General features: G+C 70.6%; 13 protein-coding genes. 3 read left to right on the top strand and 10 right to left on the bottom strand.

Annotation, left to right across the window (positions count from 1 at the left end; all coding sequences use genetic code 11):
- Positions 1-528 precede the first annotated feature (528 nt).
- Positions 529-1,563, top strand: a complete 1,035-nt coding sequence (gene trpS, locus AC07DF_RS15880; protein ID WP_478970934.1) for a tryptophan--tRNA ligase — start codon at positions 529-531, stop codon at positions 1,561-1,563.
- A 41-nt stretch (positions 1,564-1,604) separates the two neighbouring features.
- Here trpS and proC read toward each other — a convergent pair whose 3' ends face one another.
- From proC to AC07DF_RS15850, 6 genes are all read right to left on the bottom strand, one after another.
- A complete protein-coding gene (proC, locus tag AC07DF_RS15875; RefSeq protein ID WP_478970932.1) occupies positions 1,605-2,417 on the bottom strand; it encodes a pyrroline-5-carboxylate reductase in 813 nt (270 codons plus the stop codon).
- A 103-nt stretch (positions 2,418-2,520) separates the two neighbouring features.
- The gene (locus AC07DF_RS15870) at positions 2,521-3,330 is read right to left on the bottom strand and encodes an ABC transporter permease (RefSeq protein ID WP_478970930.1); all 810 of its coding nucleotides are present in this window, start codon (positions 3,328-3,330) and stop codon (positions 2,521-2,523) included.
- Positions 3,327-4,142 carry an ABC transporter ATP-binding protein gene (locus AC07DF_RS15865; RefSeq protein WP_478970928.1) on the bottom strand — a complete coding sequence of 272 codons (816 nt, stop codon included), beginning with the start codon at positions 4,140-4,142 and terminating at the stop codon, positions 3,327-3,329. Before AC07DF_RS15865 ends, AC07DF_RS15870 begins: the two co-directional genes overlap by 4 nt.
- A 43-nt stretch (positions 4,143-4,185) precedes the next feature.
- Positions 4,186-5,052, bottom strand: coding sequence for a class I SAM-dependent methyltransferase (locus AC07DF_RS15860; protein ID WP_478970926.1), 867 nt, complete (start codon positions 5,050-5,052; stop codon positions 4,186-4,188).
- Between the two features lie 61 nt (positions 5,053-5,113).
- Complete coding sequence (locus AC07DF_RS15855; protein WP_478970924.1) at positions 5,114-5,596, bottom strand: EamA/RhaT family transporter; 483 nt, start codon at positions 5,594-5,596, stop codon at positions 5,114-5,116.
- A gap of 306 nt (positions 5,597-5,902) precedes the next feature.
- Positions 5,903-6,223, bottom strand: a complete 321-nt coding sequence (locus AC07DF_RS15850) for an SH3 domain-containing protein (RefSeq protein ID WP_478970922.1) — start codon at positions 6,221-6,223, stop codon at positions 5,903-5,905.
- 181 nt (positions 6,224-6,404) lie between these two features.
- Between AC07DF_RS15850 and AC07DF_RS15845 the strand changes: the two genes are divergently transcribed.
- A complete protein-coding gene (locus AC07DF_RS15845; RefSeq protein ID WP_478970920.1) occupies positions 6,405-8,513 on the top strand; it encodes a protein kinase domain-containing protein in 2,109 nt (702 codons plus the stop codon).
- Positions 8,514-8,564: 51 nt separating this feature from the next.
- On the opposite strand, the gene ilvD is transcribed toward AC07DF_RS15845, so the two are convergent.
- The 4 genes from ilvD to AC07DF_RS15825 all read right to left on the bottom strand — a co-directional run bounded on the left by ilvD (position 8,565) and on the right by AC07DF_RS15825 (position 13,110).
- On the bottom strand, positions 8,565-10,418 hold the full coding sequence (gene ilvD / locus AC07DF_RS15840; protein WP_478970918.1) for a dihydroxy-acid dehydratase: 1,854 nt from the start codon (positions 10,416-10,418) through the stop codon (positions 8,565-8,567).
- Between the two features lie 141 nt (positions 10,419-10,559).
- Positions 10,560-11,246 (bottom strand): TetR/AcrR family transcriptional regulator, encoded by a 687-nt coding sequence (locus tag AC07DF_RS15835; protein ID WP_478970916.1) that lies wholly within the window; start codon positions 11,244-11,246, stop codon positions 10,560-10,562.
- Positions 11,243-12,067 carry a sugar phosphate isomerase/epimerase family protein gene (locus tag AC07DF_RS15830; RefSeq protein ID WP_478970914.1) on the bottom strand — a complete coding sequence of 275 codons (825 nt, stop codon included), beginning with the start codon at positions 12,065-12,067 and terminating at the stop codon, positions 11,243-11,245. The genes AC07DF_RS15835 and AC07DF_RS15830 overlap by 4 nt, the downstream gene beginning before the upstream one ends.
- Positions 12,068-12,177: 110 nt before the next feature.
- Positions 12,178-13,110 carry a Ppx/GppA family phosphatase gene (locus AC07DF_RS15825; RefSeq protein WP_478970912.1) on the bottom strand — a complete coding sequence of 311 codons (933 nt, stop codon included), beginning with the start codon at positions 13,108-13,110 and terminating at the stop codon, positions 12,178-12,180.
- A gap of 71 nt (positions 13,111-13,181) precedes the next feature.
- On the opposite strand from AC07DF_RS15825, the gene AC07DF_RS15820 reads away from it, so the two are divergent.
- A complete protein-coding gene (locus tag AC07DF_RS15820; RefSeq protein ID WP_478970910.1) occupies positions 13,182-13,982 on the top strand; it encodes a DUF3109 family protein in 801 nt (266 codons plus the stop codon).
- The last annotated feature ends 22 nt before the right edge of the window (positions 13,983-14,004 follow it).

Genomic DNA, 14,004 nt, shown 5'->3' with positions numbered 1-14,004 from the left:
TTTCCCTTTCCGGCGGTTCCGACTCTATCAGATCCTTTCGGGCCTGATCCCCAGTCAGTGGGGTTTGTCTTTGCGGCTGTTGGGCCGTTCCGACGAGTGAGACATTAGCGGATTCCCTGGCTCCCGAGCCAATCGGGGGCCGCGTCCTTTCGAACGGGGATTCCTCATTCCGTGAATACGCATACCAATGGAACGACGTCAGGAGTACTGCGCGTCGAAGAGTGGTTGGTACTTCCGGAGTGGCTGCCCGGGGACCGACCGGAGTCGGCGCTCACGTCGGGCAACTCGGAGAACACTACGTATGGGGGTTGGGTGTGTCAACTCAGGGGCGGGTGGCACTCCGGAGGCGTAGCCTGGGGTGCATGACGACGCGTACGTGTACCCAGCTCTGGTGGGCCGCCTGACGGCGGCCGTTCTCACGTATGCATTCAACGGCCGCCGCTTCGGCGGCCGTTGTTGTTTCTCCCTCCGGAACCACTGAGGGGCGGCCGCTCGGGGCGGCGGTCCCGGCCAGGAGGTGGAGGAGAGATGACACGGGTCTTCAGCGGGGTCAAGCCGACGGGGCATCTGACGCTGGGGAACTACCTGGGAGCCATGCGGCGGTGGGCTGCCGTCGACCAGCACGAGGCCGATGCCTTGTTCTGCGTCGTCGATCTGCATGCCTTGACCGTGGACCATGATCCGGCGCGAGTGCGCCGGCTGAGTCGGCAAGCGGCGACATTGCTGCTGGCGTCCGGGCTGGATCCCGAGGTCTGCACGGTGTTCGTGCAGAGTCATGTGGACGAGCACGCTCGGCTGTCGTACGTGCTGGAGTGCGTGGCCACCGACGGTGAGATGCGGCGGATGATCCAGTACAAGGAGAAGGCCGCGCGGGAGCAGCGGCGGGGTGGGAGTGTGCGGCTGTCGCTGCTGACCTACCCGGTGCTGATGGCGGCGGACATCCTGGCCTACGGGGCCGATGAGGTGCCGGTCGGGGACGATCAGCGGCAGCACGTGGAGCTGGCGCGGGATGTCGCCGTGCGGTTCAACCAGAGGTACGGGCATACGTTCGTGGTGCCTCGGGCCACGCGTCCCGACGTCGCGGCTCGGGTGATGAATCTGCAGGACCCGATGTCGAAGATGGGCAAGAGCGACGACGTCGGGCCGGGGATCGTCTATCTGCTGGACGAGCCGGACGTGGTGCGCAAGAAGGTCATGCGGGCGGTGACCGACAGCGGCCGGGAGGTCGTGTACGACCCGGAGGCCCGGCCGGGGCTCGCCAATCTGCTGGAGATTCTCGCCGCGTGCTCGGGTGGGAGTCCGGAGGAGCTGGCCGGGGCGTATCAGTCGTACGGGGCTCTGAAGAAGGACACCGCCGAGGCTGTGGTCGAGGTACTTCGGCCGGTGCAGGAGCGGCACAAGGAGTTGTGCAGGGATCCCGGGTATGTGGAACGCGTGCTGCGGGACGGGGCGGAGCGGGCGCGGGGGATGGCTCGGCCGACTGTGGATGCCGCCTATGGCGCGATCGGGTTGCTGCCTGCCGTGTCGGAGGTGGCTGAGGCCGGTGCTGTGCTGACCGTGTGAGGTGCGGCGGGGGGCGGGCGATCGGCCCGCCCCCCGGGTGCTCAGCTGTTGTTGCCGGAGGCCAGGGCGCGGCTGCGGTCGCGGGCGGCTTCGAGGGCGGCGATGAGGGCGGCTCGTACACCGTGGTTCTCGAGTTCGCGGATGGCGTTGATCGTCGTGCCGGCGGGGGACGTGACGTTCTCGCGGAGCTTGACCGGGTGCTCGCCGCTGTCGCGGAGCATCGTCGCGGCGCCGATGGCGGACTGGACGATCAGGTCGTGGGCCTTGTCGCGGGGCAGGCCGAGGAGGATGCCGGCGTCGGTCATGGCTTCGACCAGGTAGAAGAAGTAGGCCGGGCCGGAGCCGGAGAGGGCGGTGCAGGCGTCCTGCTGGGACTCGGGGACGCGGAGCGTCTTGCCGACGCCGCCGAAGATCTCCTCGGTGTGGGCGAGGTGGTCGGCGGTGGCGTGGGTGCCGGCGGAGATGACGGACATCGCCTCGTCGACCAGGGCCGGGGTGTTCGTCATGACGCGGACGACCGGGGTGCCGGTGGCGAGGCGCTCCTCGAAGTACGCCGTGGGGATGCCGGCCGCGCCGCTGATGACCAGGCGGTCGGCGGGCACGTGCGGGGCGAGTTCGTCGAGGAGCGTGCCCATGTCCTGCGGTTTGACCGTGAGGATCAGGGTGTCGGCGGTCTTCGCGGCTTCCGGGTTGGTGACCGGGGTGACGCCGTAGCGGGTGCGGAGTTCTTCGGCTCGTTCCTGGCGGCGGGCGGTGACCAGGAGGTCGGCCGGGTTCCAGCCGGCGCGGATCATTCCGCTGAGCAGGGCTTCGCCGATCTTGCCGGTGCCGAGGACTGCGACTTTCTGGGTCATGGCGCGGGGTGCCTCCGGGGGTGCGTCGTCCGGTTTCCATCGTCGCATCGGGGAGGGCGGGGTGGCTCGGGTGTCCGGTGGGCGGGATGTCGGCCGGCCCGGCTCACGCCGTCCTGCGTCGCAGGGTCGCCGCGCCCAGGGTCAGGACCAGGAGTGCGCAGCCCGCCACGATCAGGACGTCGCGTACGAAGGTGGCCGTCATGTCGGTGTGGTGGAGGACCTCGTTCATGCCGTCCACCGCGTAGGACATGGGCAGGACGTCGGAGATGGTCTCCAGGGCCGGGTGCATGGTGTCGCGGGGCGTGAAGAGGCCGCAGAGGAGGAGCTGGGGGAAGATCACCGCCGGCATGAACTGGACCGCCTGGAATTCCGAGGCCGCGAAGGCCGAGACGAAGAGGCCCAGGGCCGTGCCGAGGAGGGCGTCGAGGAGGGCCACCAGGAGGAGGAGCCAGGGGCTGCCGGTGACGTCGAGGCCGAGGAACCAGACCGCGAGGCCCGTGGCCAGGGCGGACTGGATGATCGCGAGGGTGCCGAAGGCGAGGGCGTAGCCGGCGATCAGGTCGCCTTTGCCGAGGGGCATGGCGAGGAGGCGTTCGAGGGTGCCCGAGGTGCGTTCGCGCAGGGTGGCGATGGAGGTCACCAGGAACATCGTGATCAGCGGGAAGATCCCGAGGAGGGACGCGCCGATGCTGTCGAAGGTGCGGGGGTTGCCGTCGAAGACGTAGCGGAGCAGGAGCAGCATCACGCAGGGGATGAGGATCAGGAGCGCGATGGTGCGCGGGTCGTGGGTGAGCTGGCGCAGGACTCGGGTGGTGGTGGCGGTGGTGCGGGCCGCGCTCAGGGCTTTCGGTGAGGCGTTCGGTGGGGTGTTCGGTGGGGTGGGGGTGACGGTCGTGGTGCGGGGGGTGGTCATCGTGTCGTCTCCTTCGTGCGGGCTGCCGCCTTCGCTTCGTCCACCAGGTGCAGGAAGGCCTGCTCGACCGTCTCGGCGCCGGTGGCGGTGCGCAGGGCGTCGGGGGTGTCGTCTGCGAGGAGCTCGCCTTCGCGCATGAGGAGGAGGCGGTGGCAGCGTTCGGCCTCGTCCATGACGTGGGAGGAGACGAGGAGGGTCGCGCCGCGGCTTGCCGCGATGTCGTGGAAGAGGCTCCAGAGGTCGCGGCGCAGGACCGGGTCGAGGCCGACCGTCGGTTCGTCGAGGACCAGGAGTTCGGGGGTGCCGAGGAGGGCGACGGCCAGGGAGACACGGTTGCGCTGGCCGCCGGAGAGGTTGCCGGCCAGGGCGTCGGTGTGGGTGGTGAGGTCGACGTCGGCGATGGCTCGGGTGACGTTGTCGTGGCGGCGGTCGGCGGCGGATCGGCCGGGGTCGAGGATCGCGGCGAAGTAGTCGAGGTTCTGGCGGACGGTCAGGTCGTCGTAGACCGACGGGGCCTGGGTGACGTAGCCGATGCGGGTGCGCAGGGTGGGGTGGCCGGCGGGGTGGCCGAGGACGTCGAGAGTGCCGGTGACCTTGGCCTGGGTGCCGACGATGGAGCGCATCAGGGTCGACTTGCCGCAGCCGGAGGGGCCGAGCAGGCCGGTGATCTGGCCGCGGGGGACGGTGAAGGCCAGGGATCGCAGGACGGTGCGGGGGCCACGGGTGACGGTGAGGTTCTCGGCGTGTACGGCCGGGGGGTCCGGGGTCGTGGTCACGCCGGAGCGCGATGGGCCGGGAGCATTATTCATCATGCGATGAATAATGCTCCCGGCTGTGGGGTGCGTCAAGCAGGAGTCAGGCCGGGGCCTTGGCGAGGAGGAGGACGACCTCGTAGACCTCCTCGACGGAGCCGTCCGGGAAGGCCCTGAGCAGGTGCTCGCGTTCGGCGGCGAGGAAGGACGCGGTGTGTTCCTCGCCGTGGACCAGGAAGACCGAGTGGCTGGCGAGGTTGGCGAGGTGGGTGTCGACCGGGACGCTGCGGCTCCAGCGGACCGTGCGGCGGGTGAAGTCGAGGCGGCCGGTGGGGTCGGCGGCTCGAGCGTTGACGTTCCGCTTCTCGGCGGAGATGTCGATGCCGAAGTGGCGCCCGGTGCGGGCGGCTGCCTCGGCGATCCAGGGCACGTCGAGGGCGTCGGTGTTCCACCAGAGGGCGAGTGCGCCGCCGGGGCGCAGGACGCGGAGGGCCTCCGGGACGGCTCGGGCGGGGTCGGTCCAGTGCCAGGCCTGGGCGTAGGTGACGAAGTCGAGGGAGGCGGTGGCCAGGGGGAGGTCGTCGCCGGTGCCGCGGATGATCGGGACGGCGGGGAGGGTGCGGCGGAATTGCGCTGCCATGCCGTCGCCGGGTTCCACCGCGATGACGTCCGCGCCTCGGGCGCTGAGGAGGGCGGTGGCTATGCCGGTGCCTGCGCCGATGTCTGCGACGCGGGAGCCGGGGAGGGGGTGGCCGGCCAGGTCTTCTATCGCGTCGAAGAGGGCTGGGGGGTAGGAGGGGCGGTTGGCCGCGTACTGGGCTGCGGCGGTGTTGAAGGAGTGGGCTCGGGCGGTTCGGGTGGGGTGGGGTGCTGTGGTGGGGCGTTCTGTGGTCGGGCGTTCTGTGGTCGGGCGTTCTGTGGTGGTGTCGGCTCCGGGGGTGGGGTGGTGGGCGGAGGGTGGTGTGGTCATACGGCCATGGTGGCGGGGGGTGGGGGTGGGGTGCGGTGAGATTTCGGTGAGAGGCGGTGGGTTATCGGCGCTTCTTCGACGGGTTGCCCGAGCGGCGGGTGGTGCTCTTCTCGTACCGCTTGCGGGCTGCCTCGTACTCCTCGCGGTGGAGCTTCTCGCCGGGGGCCTCGGTGAGGGAGCGGAAGAAGTACGCGAGGAGGGAGCCGACGAAGCCGATGGTCAGGAGGCCGCGGAGGGATGCCTGGCGGTCGGGGTCGGGGCGGCGGGTAAAGCCGTCCCAGGTGTGGCGGAAGGCCATCGCGCTGCAGATCGCGAACATCACGATCATGAGGAGCGAGACGAAGCTGCCGATCGCGGCGATCTGGAGGCCCTGGTAGGCGAGGCGGAGGACCAGGCAGGCCGCGGCTGCGGTGGCCAGTGAGCCGACGGCTACGGCGATGCGGCGCGGGGTGTAGCCGTTGTCGTGGTTCAGCCAGGTCGTGCCGAAGAAGCGGATGGGGTCGGGGGTCGGGCCCGGGGGCGGGGTGCCGTTTTCTGCGCTCACGGGGCGATTATCGCGCTTGGCTGTGGGGTGCCTGCGGCGGCCTGTGGCCCTTTGGTGGGGGTGCGCGTAGCGCCATCTCGCCGGGTGGTGGGTCGGGGCCGCGCCGGGGGGTGTCCGTCCTCGGAACGTCGCGATGGGGTGCCATGCCGACTGACTGTTCGTTGACGCGACAACCGCTGCGGGCGGACACCCCCCGACACGTCCCTTCTCGCCGTACGCGGGTGCGGGAGCGTTCGGCTCCCGCTATCCGCCCCGGCCGCGGGCGGCCCGCAGTGGGGGCGGGCCGCACGCGGGCGGGTGGTGCGGTCAGGAGCAGCGGGGGCGGATGTAGCCGTCGCTGCCTGTGTTCACGTAGGCGTCCGAGATGTACTGGCCGCTCGCGATGTTGTCCCAGATGCTGGTCGTGCCGTACGGGCCCGTCACGCGGGTGCCGGGTGTCTGGCAGTGGATGGCGACCCGGGCGCCTTCCGACAGGGTCTTGACGATCGGGTAGCCGGTGCCGGGGCCGCTGCGGACGTTGAGACGGACTCCAGGTGCGATGGAGTAGTACGTGGCCGCGGCGGCCAGTGTGGTGACCACCGGCATGCCGGTACTGTGCTTGACCTGTTCGACAGGCTCTACAGACATGAAAAACCTCCCCCGTTGACCCCATGGCAGCCATGGGGTCCCGTTGATTCCCCTGAATCACGCCATCAAACACTTGTGCATGATTCGCCAGCGGAGGCTAGCAAGCCGCCTCTGTCTCGTACGAGTCATCGACTAGGCTCCGTGCGTCGCGCGCGCGGACGAACAGCACGGGGGTGGTTCCATGGCGGCGCAGGGAAACGCCGGAGCGGGCCCGGAAGCGGAACTTCCTGAATTCGCCGGTCACTACCGGCTCGAGGAGTGTCTGGGCTCGGGCGGCATGGGTGTCGTGCATCTGGCCCGGAGCACCTCCGGGATGAAGGTGGCCGTAAAGGTCGTGCACGCGCAGTTCGCCGAGGACCCCGAGTTCAGGGGGCGTTTCCGGCAGGAGGTGGCTGCCGCTCGGCGGGTCAGCGGGGCGTTTACCGCGCCCGTTGTCGATGCCGATCCCGAGGCCGGGCGGCCCTGGATGGCCACGCTGTTCATTCCTGGTCCGACGCTGGCCCAGGAGGTGAAGCGGAACGGGCCCTTGGCTCCGGCCCAGTTGCGGCGGCTGATGGCCGGGCTCGCCGAGGCGCTGCGCGACATCCATCGGGTCGGGGTCGTGCACCGGGATCTGAAGCCGAGCAATGTCCTGCTCGCCGAGGACGGGCCGAAGGTCATCGACTTCGGCATTTCCCGGCCAAAGGACAGCGAGTTGCGGACCGAGACCGGGAAGCTGATCGGGACGCCGCCCTTCATGGCGCCCGAGCAGTTCCGCCGGCCCAGGGAAGTGGGACCCGCCGCCGATGTCTTCGCGCTCGGATCCGTGATGGTGCACGCGGCTACCGGGCGGGGGCCGTTCGACTCCGACAGTCCCTACGTCGTCGCCTACCAGGTCGTGCACGATGAGCCTGAGTTGGCCGGCGTACCGGAACAGCTGGCGCCGCTCGTGCTGCGGTGTCTCGCCAAGGAGCCCGAGGACCGGCCCTCGCCCGACGAGTTGACGCGGGAACTGCGGTCGGTGGCGGCCTCGTACGACACGCAGGTGTTCATACCGGCGCAGCGCGTGGAGGAGACGCCGAGGGCGGATGAGCCGCCGGCGGTCGAGGCTCCGCGCCGGTCCAGGCTGCGCCTTGGGAAGCGGGCCGCTCTCGGGGCCGGTGCCCTGGGGCTGGTCGTCGTCGGCGCGCTGGCGGCGGTGCCCCTGCTCGGGGGTGGTCCCGCCCCGGCGCCCGCGGTCAGCGCACCGCGGACCACGGCTGCCGCCTTCACGGCGTGGGCGGCTGCGCCGTTGTCCAGGACGGGCACTCCTCTGTGTTCCGACGCGGCCGGGAAGTTGCTCTGCGCGCAGAGCGGGCTGGTCTTCGCGCTGGATCCGGGCGACGGGCGTCTGCTGTGGAAGTACTCACTGGAGGGGGTCGCCGCCGACGGGCCGCCGAGTGGGGCTCCGGTCGTGTCGGGGGGCTTGGTGCTGGCCGGGCTCGGCCACGGGCAGCGGCTGACGCTGCTCGATCCCGACTCGGGTGATGTGGTGCGGCGGCAGAACATGTCCATGTCCGGCGGGGTGCGGGAGGTGGGAGGCATGGTGCTGCTCACCGCGGCCGACGGCACGGTGACCGGTGTGGACAGTGCCTCCGGGGACGTGAAGTGGAGTCAGCGGATTCCGGGGCAGGACGTGCCGTACTTCGTGTCGTTCCCGGGTGATCCGCTGGCGTACGCGGCAACCCTGTCCGGTGATGGGGCCGGTACGACGGTCACGGCGGTGGATCCGGGCACGGGCGAGGTGCGGTGGGACGCGCGGCTGGAAGGGGCGTTGGAGCCGATCGGGAGTGAGGACGGGGCGGTCGTGTTCGTCTCCGTCGATGCCGTGCGCGGGGAGGCGCGGGCCGTGGTCCGGTACAGCCCGGAGGGGCGGAAGAGCGAGCGTGTGCCGTTGCGTATCCCGCTGCAGGGGGTTCAGGGCAGTGTGCGCGGGGACGTCGTCCAGCTGATGGCGGAGGGCGGGGGGCTGGTCGCTGTCGATCTGAAGGCGCGCAAGCAGCTGTGGAGCCTGCAGACCGGTGTGGCCCGGGGATCCGTGCCCGTCGCGGGTGATCGGTATGTGTACGTCACCACGCCGGACGGCCGGCTGCTCGCCGTCGACGCGCGGCGCGGGAAGCTCGTCGGGCAGACCTCGCCACGGCTGAGCGGCCAGTCGGACCGGGTTCCGGCCACGCTGCCAACGCCCGTGGTCGTGGACGGCCGTGTCTACACCGGTGCTCCGGACGGCACCGTCTTCGCCGTGGACGGGCGGGATCCGTCCGCCTGGTAGCGGATACGGGAAGGGGCCGCCTCCCTTGAGACGGCCCCTTCGAGAGAGTGCTCAGCCGAGCTTCGACACGTCCCGGACGGCGCCCTTGTCCGCGCTGGTCGCCATCGCGGCGTAGGCGCGCAGGGCGGCGGAGACCTTGCGGTCGCGGTTCTTCGGGGCGTAGACGCCGTTCAGCGCCTTCTCGCGGCGGCCCAGTTCGGCGTCGTCGACGAGGAGCTCGATGGTGCGGTTCGGGATGTCGATGCGGATGCGGTCACCGTCCTCGACGAGGGCGATGGTGCCGCCGCCGGCCGCTTCCGGCGAGGCGTGCCCGATGGACAGGCCGGAGGTGCCTCCGGAGAAGCGGCCGTCGGTGATCAGGGCGCAGGCCTTGCCGAGGCCGCGGCCCTTCAGGTACGAGGTCGGGTAGAGCATCTCCTGCATGCCGGGGCCGCCCTTGGGGCCCTCGTAGCGGATGACGACGACGTCGCCCTCCGTGATCTGTTTCAGCAGGATCTTCTCGACGGCCTCCTCCTGCGACTCGCAGACGACCGCCGGGCCCTCGAAGGTCCAGATCGACTCGTCGACGCCGGCCGTCTTCACGACGCAGCCGTCGACCGCGAGGTTGCCCTTGAGGACCGCGAGGCCGCCGTCCTTGGAGTACGCGTGCTCCACCGAGCGGATGCAGCCGCCCTCGGCGTCCTCGTCGAGGGCCTCCCAGCGCTCGGACTGGGAGAAGGCCTCGGCGGAGCGGACGCAGCCGGGGGCCGCGTGCCACAGCTCGAGGGCCTCGGGGGACGGGGAGCCGCCGCGCACGTCCCAGGTCTTCAGCCAGTCGGCCAGGGTCGGGCTGTGGACCGAGTGCACGTCCTCGTTGAGCAGGCCGCCGCGGTGCAGTTCGCCGAGGAGGGCGGGGATGCCGCCGGCGCGGTGCACGTCCTCCATGTAGTACGTGCGGTCCTTGGCGACGTTCGGGGCGACCTTGGCGAGGCAGGGGACGCGGCGGGAGACCGCGTCGATCTCGGCGAGGCCGAAGGGGACGTCCGCCTCCTGGGCCGCGGCCAGCAGGTGCAGGATCGTGTTGGTCGAACCGCCCATGGCGATGTCGAGGGCCATCGCGTTCTCGAAGGCCGCGAAGGTGGCGACATTGCGCGGCAGGACGGTGTCGTCGTCCTGCTCGTAGTAGCGGCGGGTGATGTCCATGACCGTGTTCGCCGCGTCGACGTAGAGCTGCTTGCGCGCGGTGTGCGTGGCCAGGACCGAGCCGTTGCCCGGCAGGGAGAGGCCGATGGCCTCGGTGAGGCAGTTCATCGAGTTGGCGGTGAACATGCCGGAGCAGCTGCCACAGGTCGGACAGGCGTTCTCCTCGATGCGGAGGATGTCCTCGTCCGAGATCTTGTCGTTCACGGCGTCGGAGATCGCGTCGACCAGGTCCAGCGTGCGGACCGTGCCGTCGACCAGGGTGGCGCGGCCGGACTCCATCGGGCCGCCGGAGACGAAGACCGTGGGGATGTTGAGGCGCAGGGCCGCGTTCAGCATGCCCGGGGTGATCTTGTCGCAGTTGGAGATGCAGATCAGGGCGTCGGCACAGTGGGCCTCGACCATGTATTCGACCGAGTCCGCGATGAGGTCTCGGGAGGGGAGGCTGTACAGCATGCCGCCGTGGCCCATGGCGATGCCGTCGTCCACCGCGATGGTGTTGAACTCGCGCGGGATGCCGCCGGCCTCGACGATCGCCTCGCTGACGATCCGGCCGACCGGCTGGAGGTGGGTGTGGCCCGGCACGAACTCGGTGAAGCTGTTGGCGACCGCGATGATCGGCTTGCGGCCGATGTCCGCACCCGGTACACCGGAGGCCCGCATAAGGGCGCGGGCGCCCGCCATGTTGCGGCCGTGGGTGACTGTGCGGGACCTCAGCTCGGGCATCGTCGCTCGCTCCTTCAGAGACGGCGTCAGAGGATTCGGAGACTTCTGACTGCTATCGAGCGTACGCCGGTCATCCAGAGGGCGGGACAGAGTGTCCGGAATGCGGGATGCGATGTCTCGCCGGTGGCGGTCGCCGGTGGTTCAGGAACCGGTGAGGTGTCCCTGTACGACCGGTGCCAGCCGCGCGATGATCTGCTCCGGGTCCGCCGAGGCCAGCGGCTCGACCTTGATGACGTAGCGCAGCACGGCGGTGCCCACGAGCTGGGCGGCGGCGAGCTCGGCGCGCAGTTCGGCGTCCGGCAGGTCCAGGCGGCCTGCGATGCGGCGCAGCACCTGGGTGGCGACGATCCGGCGGAAGACGGCCGCTGCGGTCTCGTTGGTGACGGCGGAGCGGACGATGGCGAGCAGGGGCGCACGGGTCGCCGGGTTCTCCCAGACGCCGAAGAAGAAGCGGACCAGGCGCTCCCCCACGCCGTCGAGCGAGCCCTCCTCGATGGCTTTCGGTGCCTCCATGGCGGGGGCGAAGGACTGGGTGATCGCCGCCTCGAAGACCTGTTCCTTCGTCCCGAAGTAGTGGTGCACGAGCGCCGGGTCGACCCCGGCCGCCTTGGCGATGCCGCGCACGGACGTCTTCTCGTAGCCGCGCTCGGAGAACTCCTCGCGGGCGGCGGTCAGGATGCGGTCCCGGGTGTCGGCCGACTCCGCGCGCGGGGGGCGGCCCCGGCGGCGGGCGGTGGTGCCGGTTCCTGTGACGGATCCGGTTCCTGTGCCGGTTCCGGTTCCGGATCCGGTTCCGGCCGTGGGTCCGCCGGAGGGCCGGTCGTTCATCGGCGCGGCACCTTCACCGCCGAGGCCAGGTGCAGCCGCGTGAAGGCCAGCGCCTCCGCGAGGTCGGCCTCCCGCTCCGCGCTCGACATGGCGCGGCGGGTGTTGACCTCGATGACGACGTGCCCGTCGAAGCCGGTCAGGGCGAGCCGCTCCAGCACCTCGGCGCAGGGCTGGTTGCCGCGGCCGGGCACCAGGTGCTCGTCCTTGGCCGAGCCCCTGCCGTCGGCGAGGTGGACGTGGCCGAGGCGGTCTCCCATGCGGTCGACCATGTCCAGCGCGTCGGAGCGGGCCGTCGCGGTGTGGCTGAGGTCGATCGTGAAGTGCCGGTAGTCGTCCTTCGTCACGTCCCAGTCGGGGGCGTACGCGAGCATCTCGCGGTCGCGATAGCGCCAGGGGTACATGTTCTCGACGGCGAACCGCACGTCCGTCTCGTTCGCCATGCGCCAGATGCCCGTGACGAAGTCCCTGGCGTACTGGCGCTGCCAGCGGAAGGGCGGGTGCACGACGACGGTGCTCGCGTCGAGCTTCTCGGCCGCCGCACGGGCCCGCTGGAGCTTGGTCCAGGGGTCGGTGGACCAGACGCGCTGCGTGATGAGCAGGCAGGGGGCGTGCACGGCCAGGACGGGGATCTGGTGGTAGTCGCTGAGTCTGCGCAGGGCCTCGATGTCCTGGCTCACGGGGTCCGTCCAGACCATGACCTCGACCCCGTCGTAGCCGAGGCGTGCGGCGATCTCGAAGGCCGTGGCCGTCGACTCCGGGTAGACCGAGGCCGTCGACAGGGCGACCTTCGCGTCCGGGATCTTTACGGCTGGCTCTGCCATGCAGGACAGATTACGGGGTGTGGTCGGGGCGGGGCGGGGGGCCTCTTCGCCGTTGTGGTGTTTGCCACGGCGGGGGTGCATGTCCTTCGCAGCTCTCCTACGCGGATCTCTTACGCGGACTCCATGTGATCCAGGCGCCGCAGGATCACGCCCTCCCGCAGCGCCCAGGGGCAGATCTCCACGCGCTCGACGCCGAAGAGGTCCATCGCGCCCTCGGCGACCAGGGCGCCGGCCAGGAGCTGGTTCGCCCGGCCCTCCGAGACACCCGGCAGCTCGGCCCGTTCAGCCTCCTTCATGCCGGCCAGCCTCGGGACCCAGGCCTCCAGGGACTCCCGCTTGAGCTCGCGCTGGACGTAGAGGCCCTCGGCGGAGCGGGCGGCGCCGGCGATGCGGGCCAGCTGCTTGAAGGTCTTGGACGTGGCCACGACATGGTCAGGAGAACCGATACGGCTGAACTCCCCGACCGTGCGAGCGATCTCGGTGCGCACATGACGGCGCAGGGCGCGGACGTCGTCCGGGGAGGGCGGGTCGCCGGGCAGCCAGCCGGAGGTGAGGCGGCCGGCACCCAGCGGCAGGGAGACGGCCGCGTCGGGCTCCTCGTCGATGCCGTAGGCGACCTCGAGGGAGCCGCCGCCGATGTCCAGGACCAGCAGTTTCCCGGCCGACCAGCCGAACCAGCGGCGGGCGGCGAGGAAGGTGAGACGGGCCTCCTCCTCGCCGGTGAGGACCTGGAGCTCGACGCCGGTCTCGGTGCGCACGCGCGCGAGCACGTCGTCGGCGTTGCGGGCCTCGCGTACGGCGGAGGTGGCGAACGGCAGCAGGTCCTCGACGCCCTTGTCCTCGGCGGCCTGGAGGGCTTCCTTGATGACCGAGACCAGCCGGTCGACACCGTCCGGGCCGATCGCGCCGTCGTCGTCGAGGAGCTGGGCGAGGCGCAGTTCCGCCTTGTGCGAGTGCGCGGGCAACGGGCACGCGCCGGGATGCGCGTCCACCACGAGCAGATGCACCGTGTTCGATCCCACGTCGAGGACACCGAGTCTCATGTACGGAACGCTACTGCCAGCCGAACCGTCCGCCGTCCTCGGTGTCGGTACAAGGCCCGTACCCTGGACCTGTGCCAAAGACGAAAAAGGCGAAGCGCGACAAATCATCGGGCCCCGCGGTACCCGACGAGAAGGGCCTCGACTTCGCCCGCGCGTGGGTGGAGTTTCCTGATCCGGCGGACGACGAGCAGGTCTTCCGCTGCGATCTGACATGGCTGACCTCTCGCTGGAACTGCATCTTCGGCAGCGGCTGCCAGGGCATCCAGGCCGGCCGCGCGGACGACGGGTGCTGCACGCTGGGTGCCCACTTCTCCGACGAGGACGACGAGAAGCGGGTCGCCGAGCATGTGGCGAGGCTCACGCCGGACATCTGGCAGAACCACGCCGAGGGCACGAGCAGCGGCTGGATCTCCGAGGACGAGGACGGCGACCGGCAGACTCGGCCCTTCCAGGGGTCGTGCATCTTCCAGAACCGGCCCGGCTTCCCGGGCGGCGCGGGCTGCTCGCTGCACATCCTCGCCCTGAAGGAGGGCCGCGAGCCGCTGGAGACCAAGCCGGACGTGTGCTGGCAGCTGCCGGTGCGGCGGACGTACGAGTGGATCGACCGGCCCGACGACACGCGGGTGCTGCAGGTGTCGATCGGTGAGTACGACCGCCGCGGCTGGGGTCCGGGCGGGCATGACCTGCACTGGTGGTGCACGTCGGCGACCTCGGCGCACGGCGCGGGCGACCCGGTGTACGTGTCCTACCGGCCGGAGCTGATCGAGCTGATGGGCAAGGCCGGCTACGACCGGCTGGTCGAGCTGTGCGAGGAGCGGCTGGCCTCGCAGCTGCCGTTGCTGGCGCCGCATCCGGCGGATCCGGGCAACTGACGTTTCGTCCGTTCCGGCGGGC

The organism is Streptomyces sp. NPDC044719 (assembly GCF_056433405.1).
Note: the sequence above shows the minus strand (reverse complement) of the source record. Positions and strands in the feature narration are given on the sequence as shown.

Excerpts from the sequence above, each read along its gene's own strand:
- trpS (WP_478970934.1), top strand. The coding sequence starts at position 529 with ATGACACGGGTCTTCAGCGGGGTCAAGCCGACGGGGCATCTGACGCTG.
- proC (WP_478970932.1), bottom strand. The coding sequence starts at position 2,417 with ATGACCCAGAAAGTCGCAGTCCTCGGCACCGGCAAGATCGGCGAAGCC.
- AC07DF_RS15870 (WP_478970930.1), bottom strand. The coding sequence starts at position 3,330 with ATGACCACCCCCCGCACCACGACCGTCACCCCCACCCCACCGAACACC.
- AC07DF_RS15865 (WP_478970928.1), bottom strand. The coding sequence starts at position 4,142 with ATGATGAATAATGCTCCCGGCCCATCGCGCTCCGGCGTGACCACGACC.
- AC07DF_RS15860 (WP_478970926.1), bottom strand. The coding sequence starts at position 5,052 with ATGACCACACCACCCTCCGCCCACCACCCCACCCCCGGAGCCGACACC.
- AC07DF_RS15850 (WP_478970922.1), bottom strand. The coding sequence starts at position 6,223 with ATGTCTGTAGAGCCTGTCGAACAGGTCAAGCACAGTACCGGCATGCCG.
- AC07DF_RS15845 (WP_478970920.1), top strand. The coding sequence starts at position 6,405 with ATGGCGGCGCAGGGAAACGCCGGAGCGGGCCCGGAAGCGGAACTTCCT.
- ilvD (WP_478970918.1), bottom strand. The coding sequence starts at position 10,418 with ATGCCCGAGCTGAGGTCCCGCACAGTCACCCACGGCCGCAACATGGCG.
- AC07DF_RS15835 (WP_478970916.1), bottom strand. The coding sequence starts at position 11,246 with ATGAACGACCGGCCCTCCGGCGGACCCACGGCCGGAACCGGATCCGGA.
- AC07DF_RS15830 (WP_478970914.1), bottom strand. The coding sequence starts at position 12,067 with ATGGCAGAGCCAGCCGTAAAGATCCCGGACGCGAAGGTCGCCCTGTCG.
- AC07DF_RS15825 (WP_478970912.1), bottom strand. The coding sequence starts at position 13,110 with ATGAGACTCGGTGTCCTCGACGTGGGATCGAACACGGTGCATCTGCTC.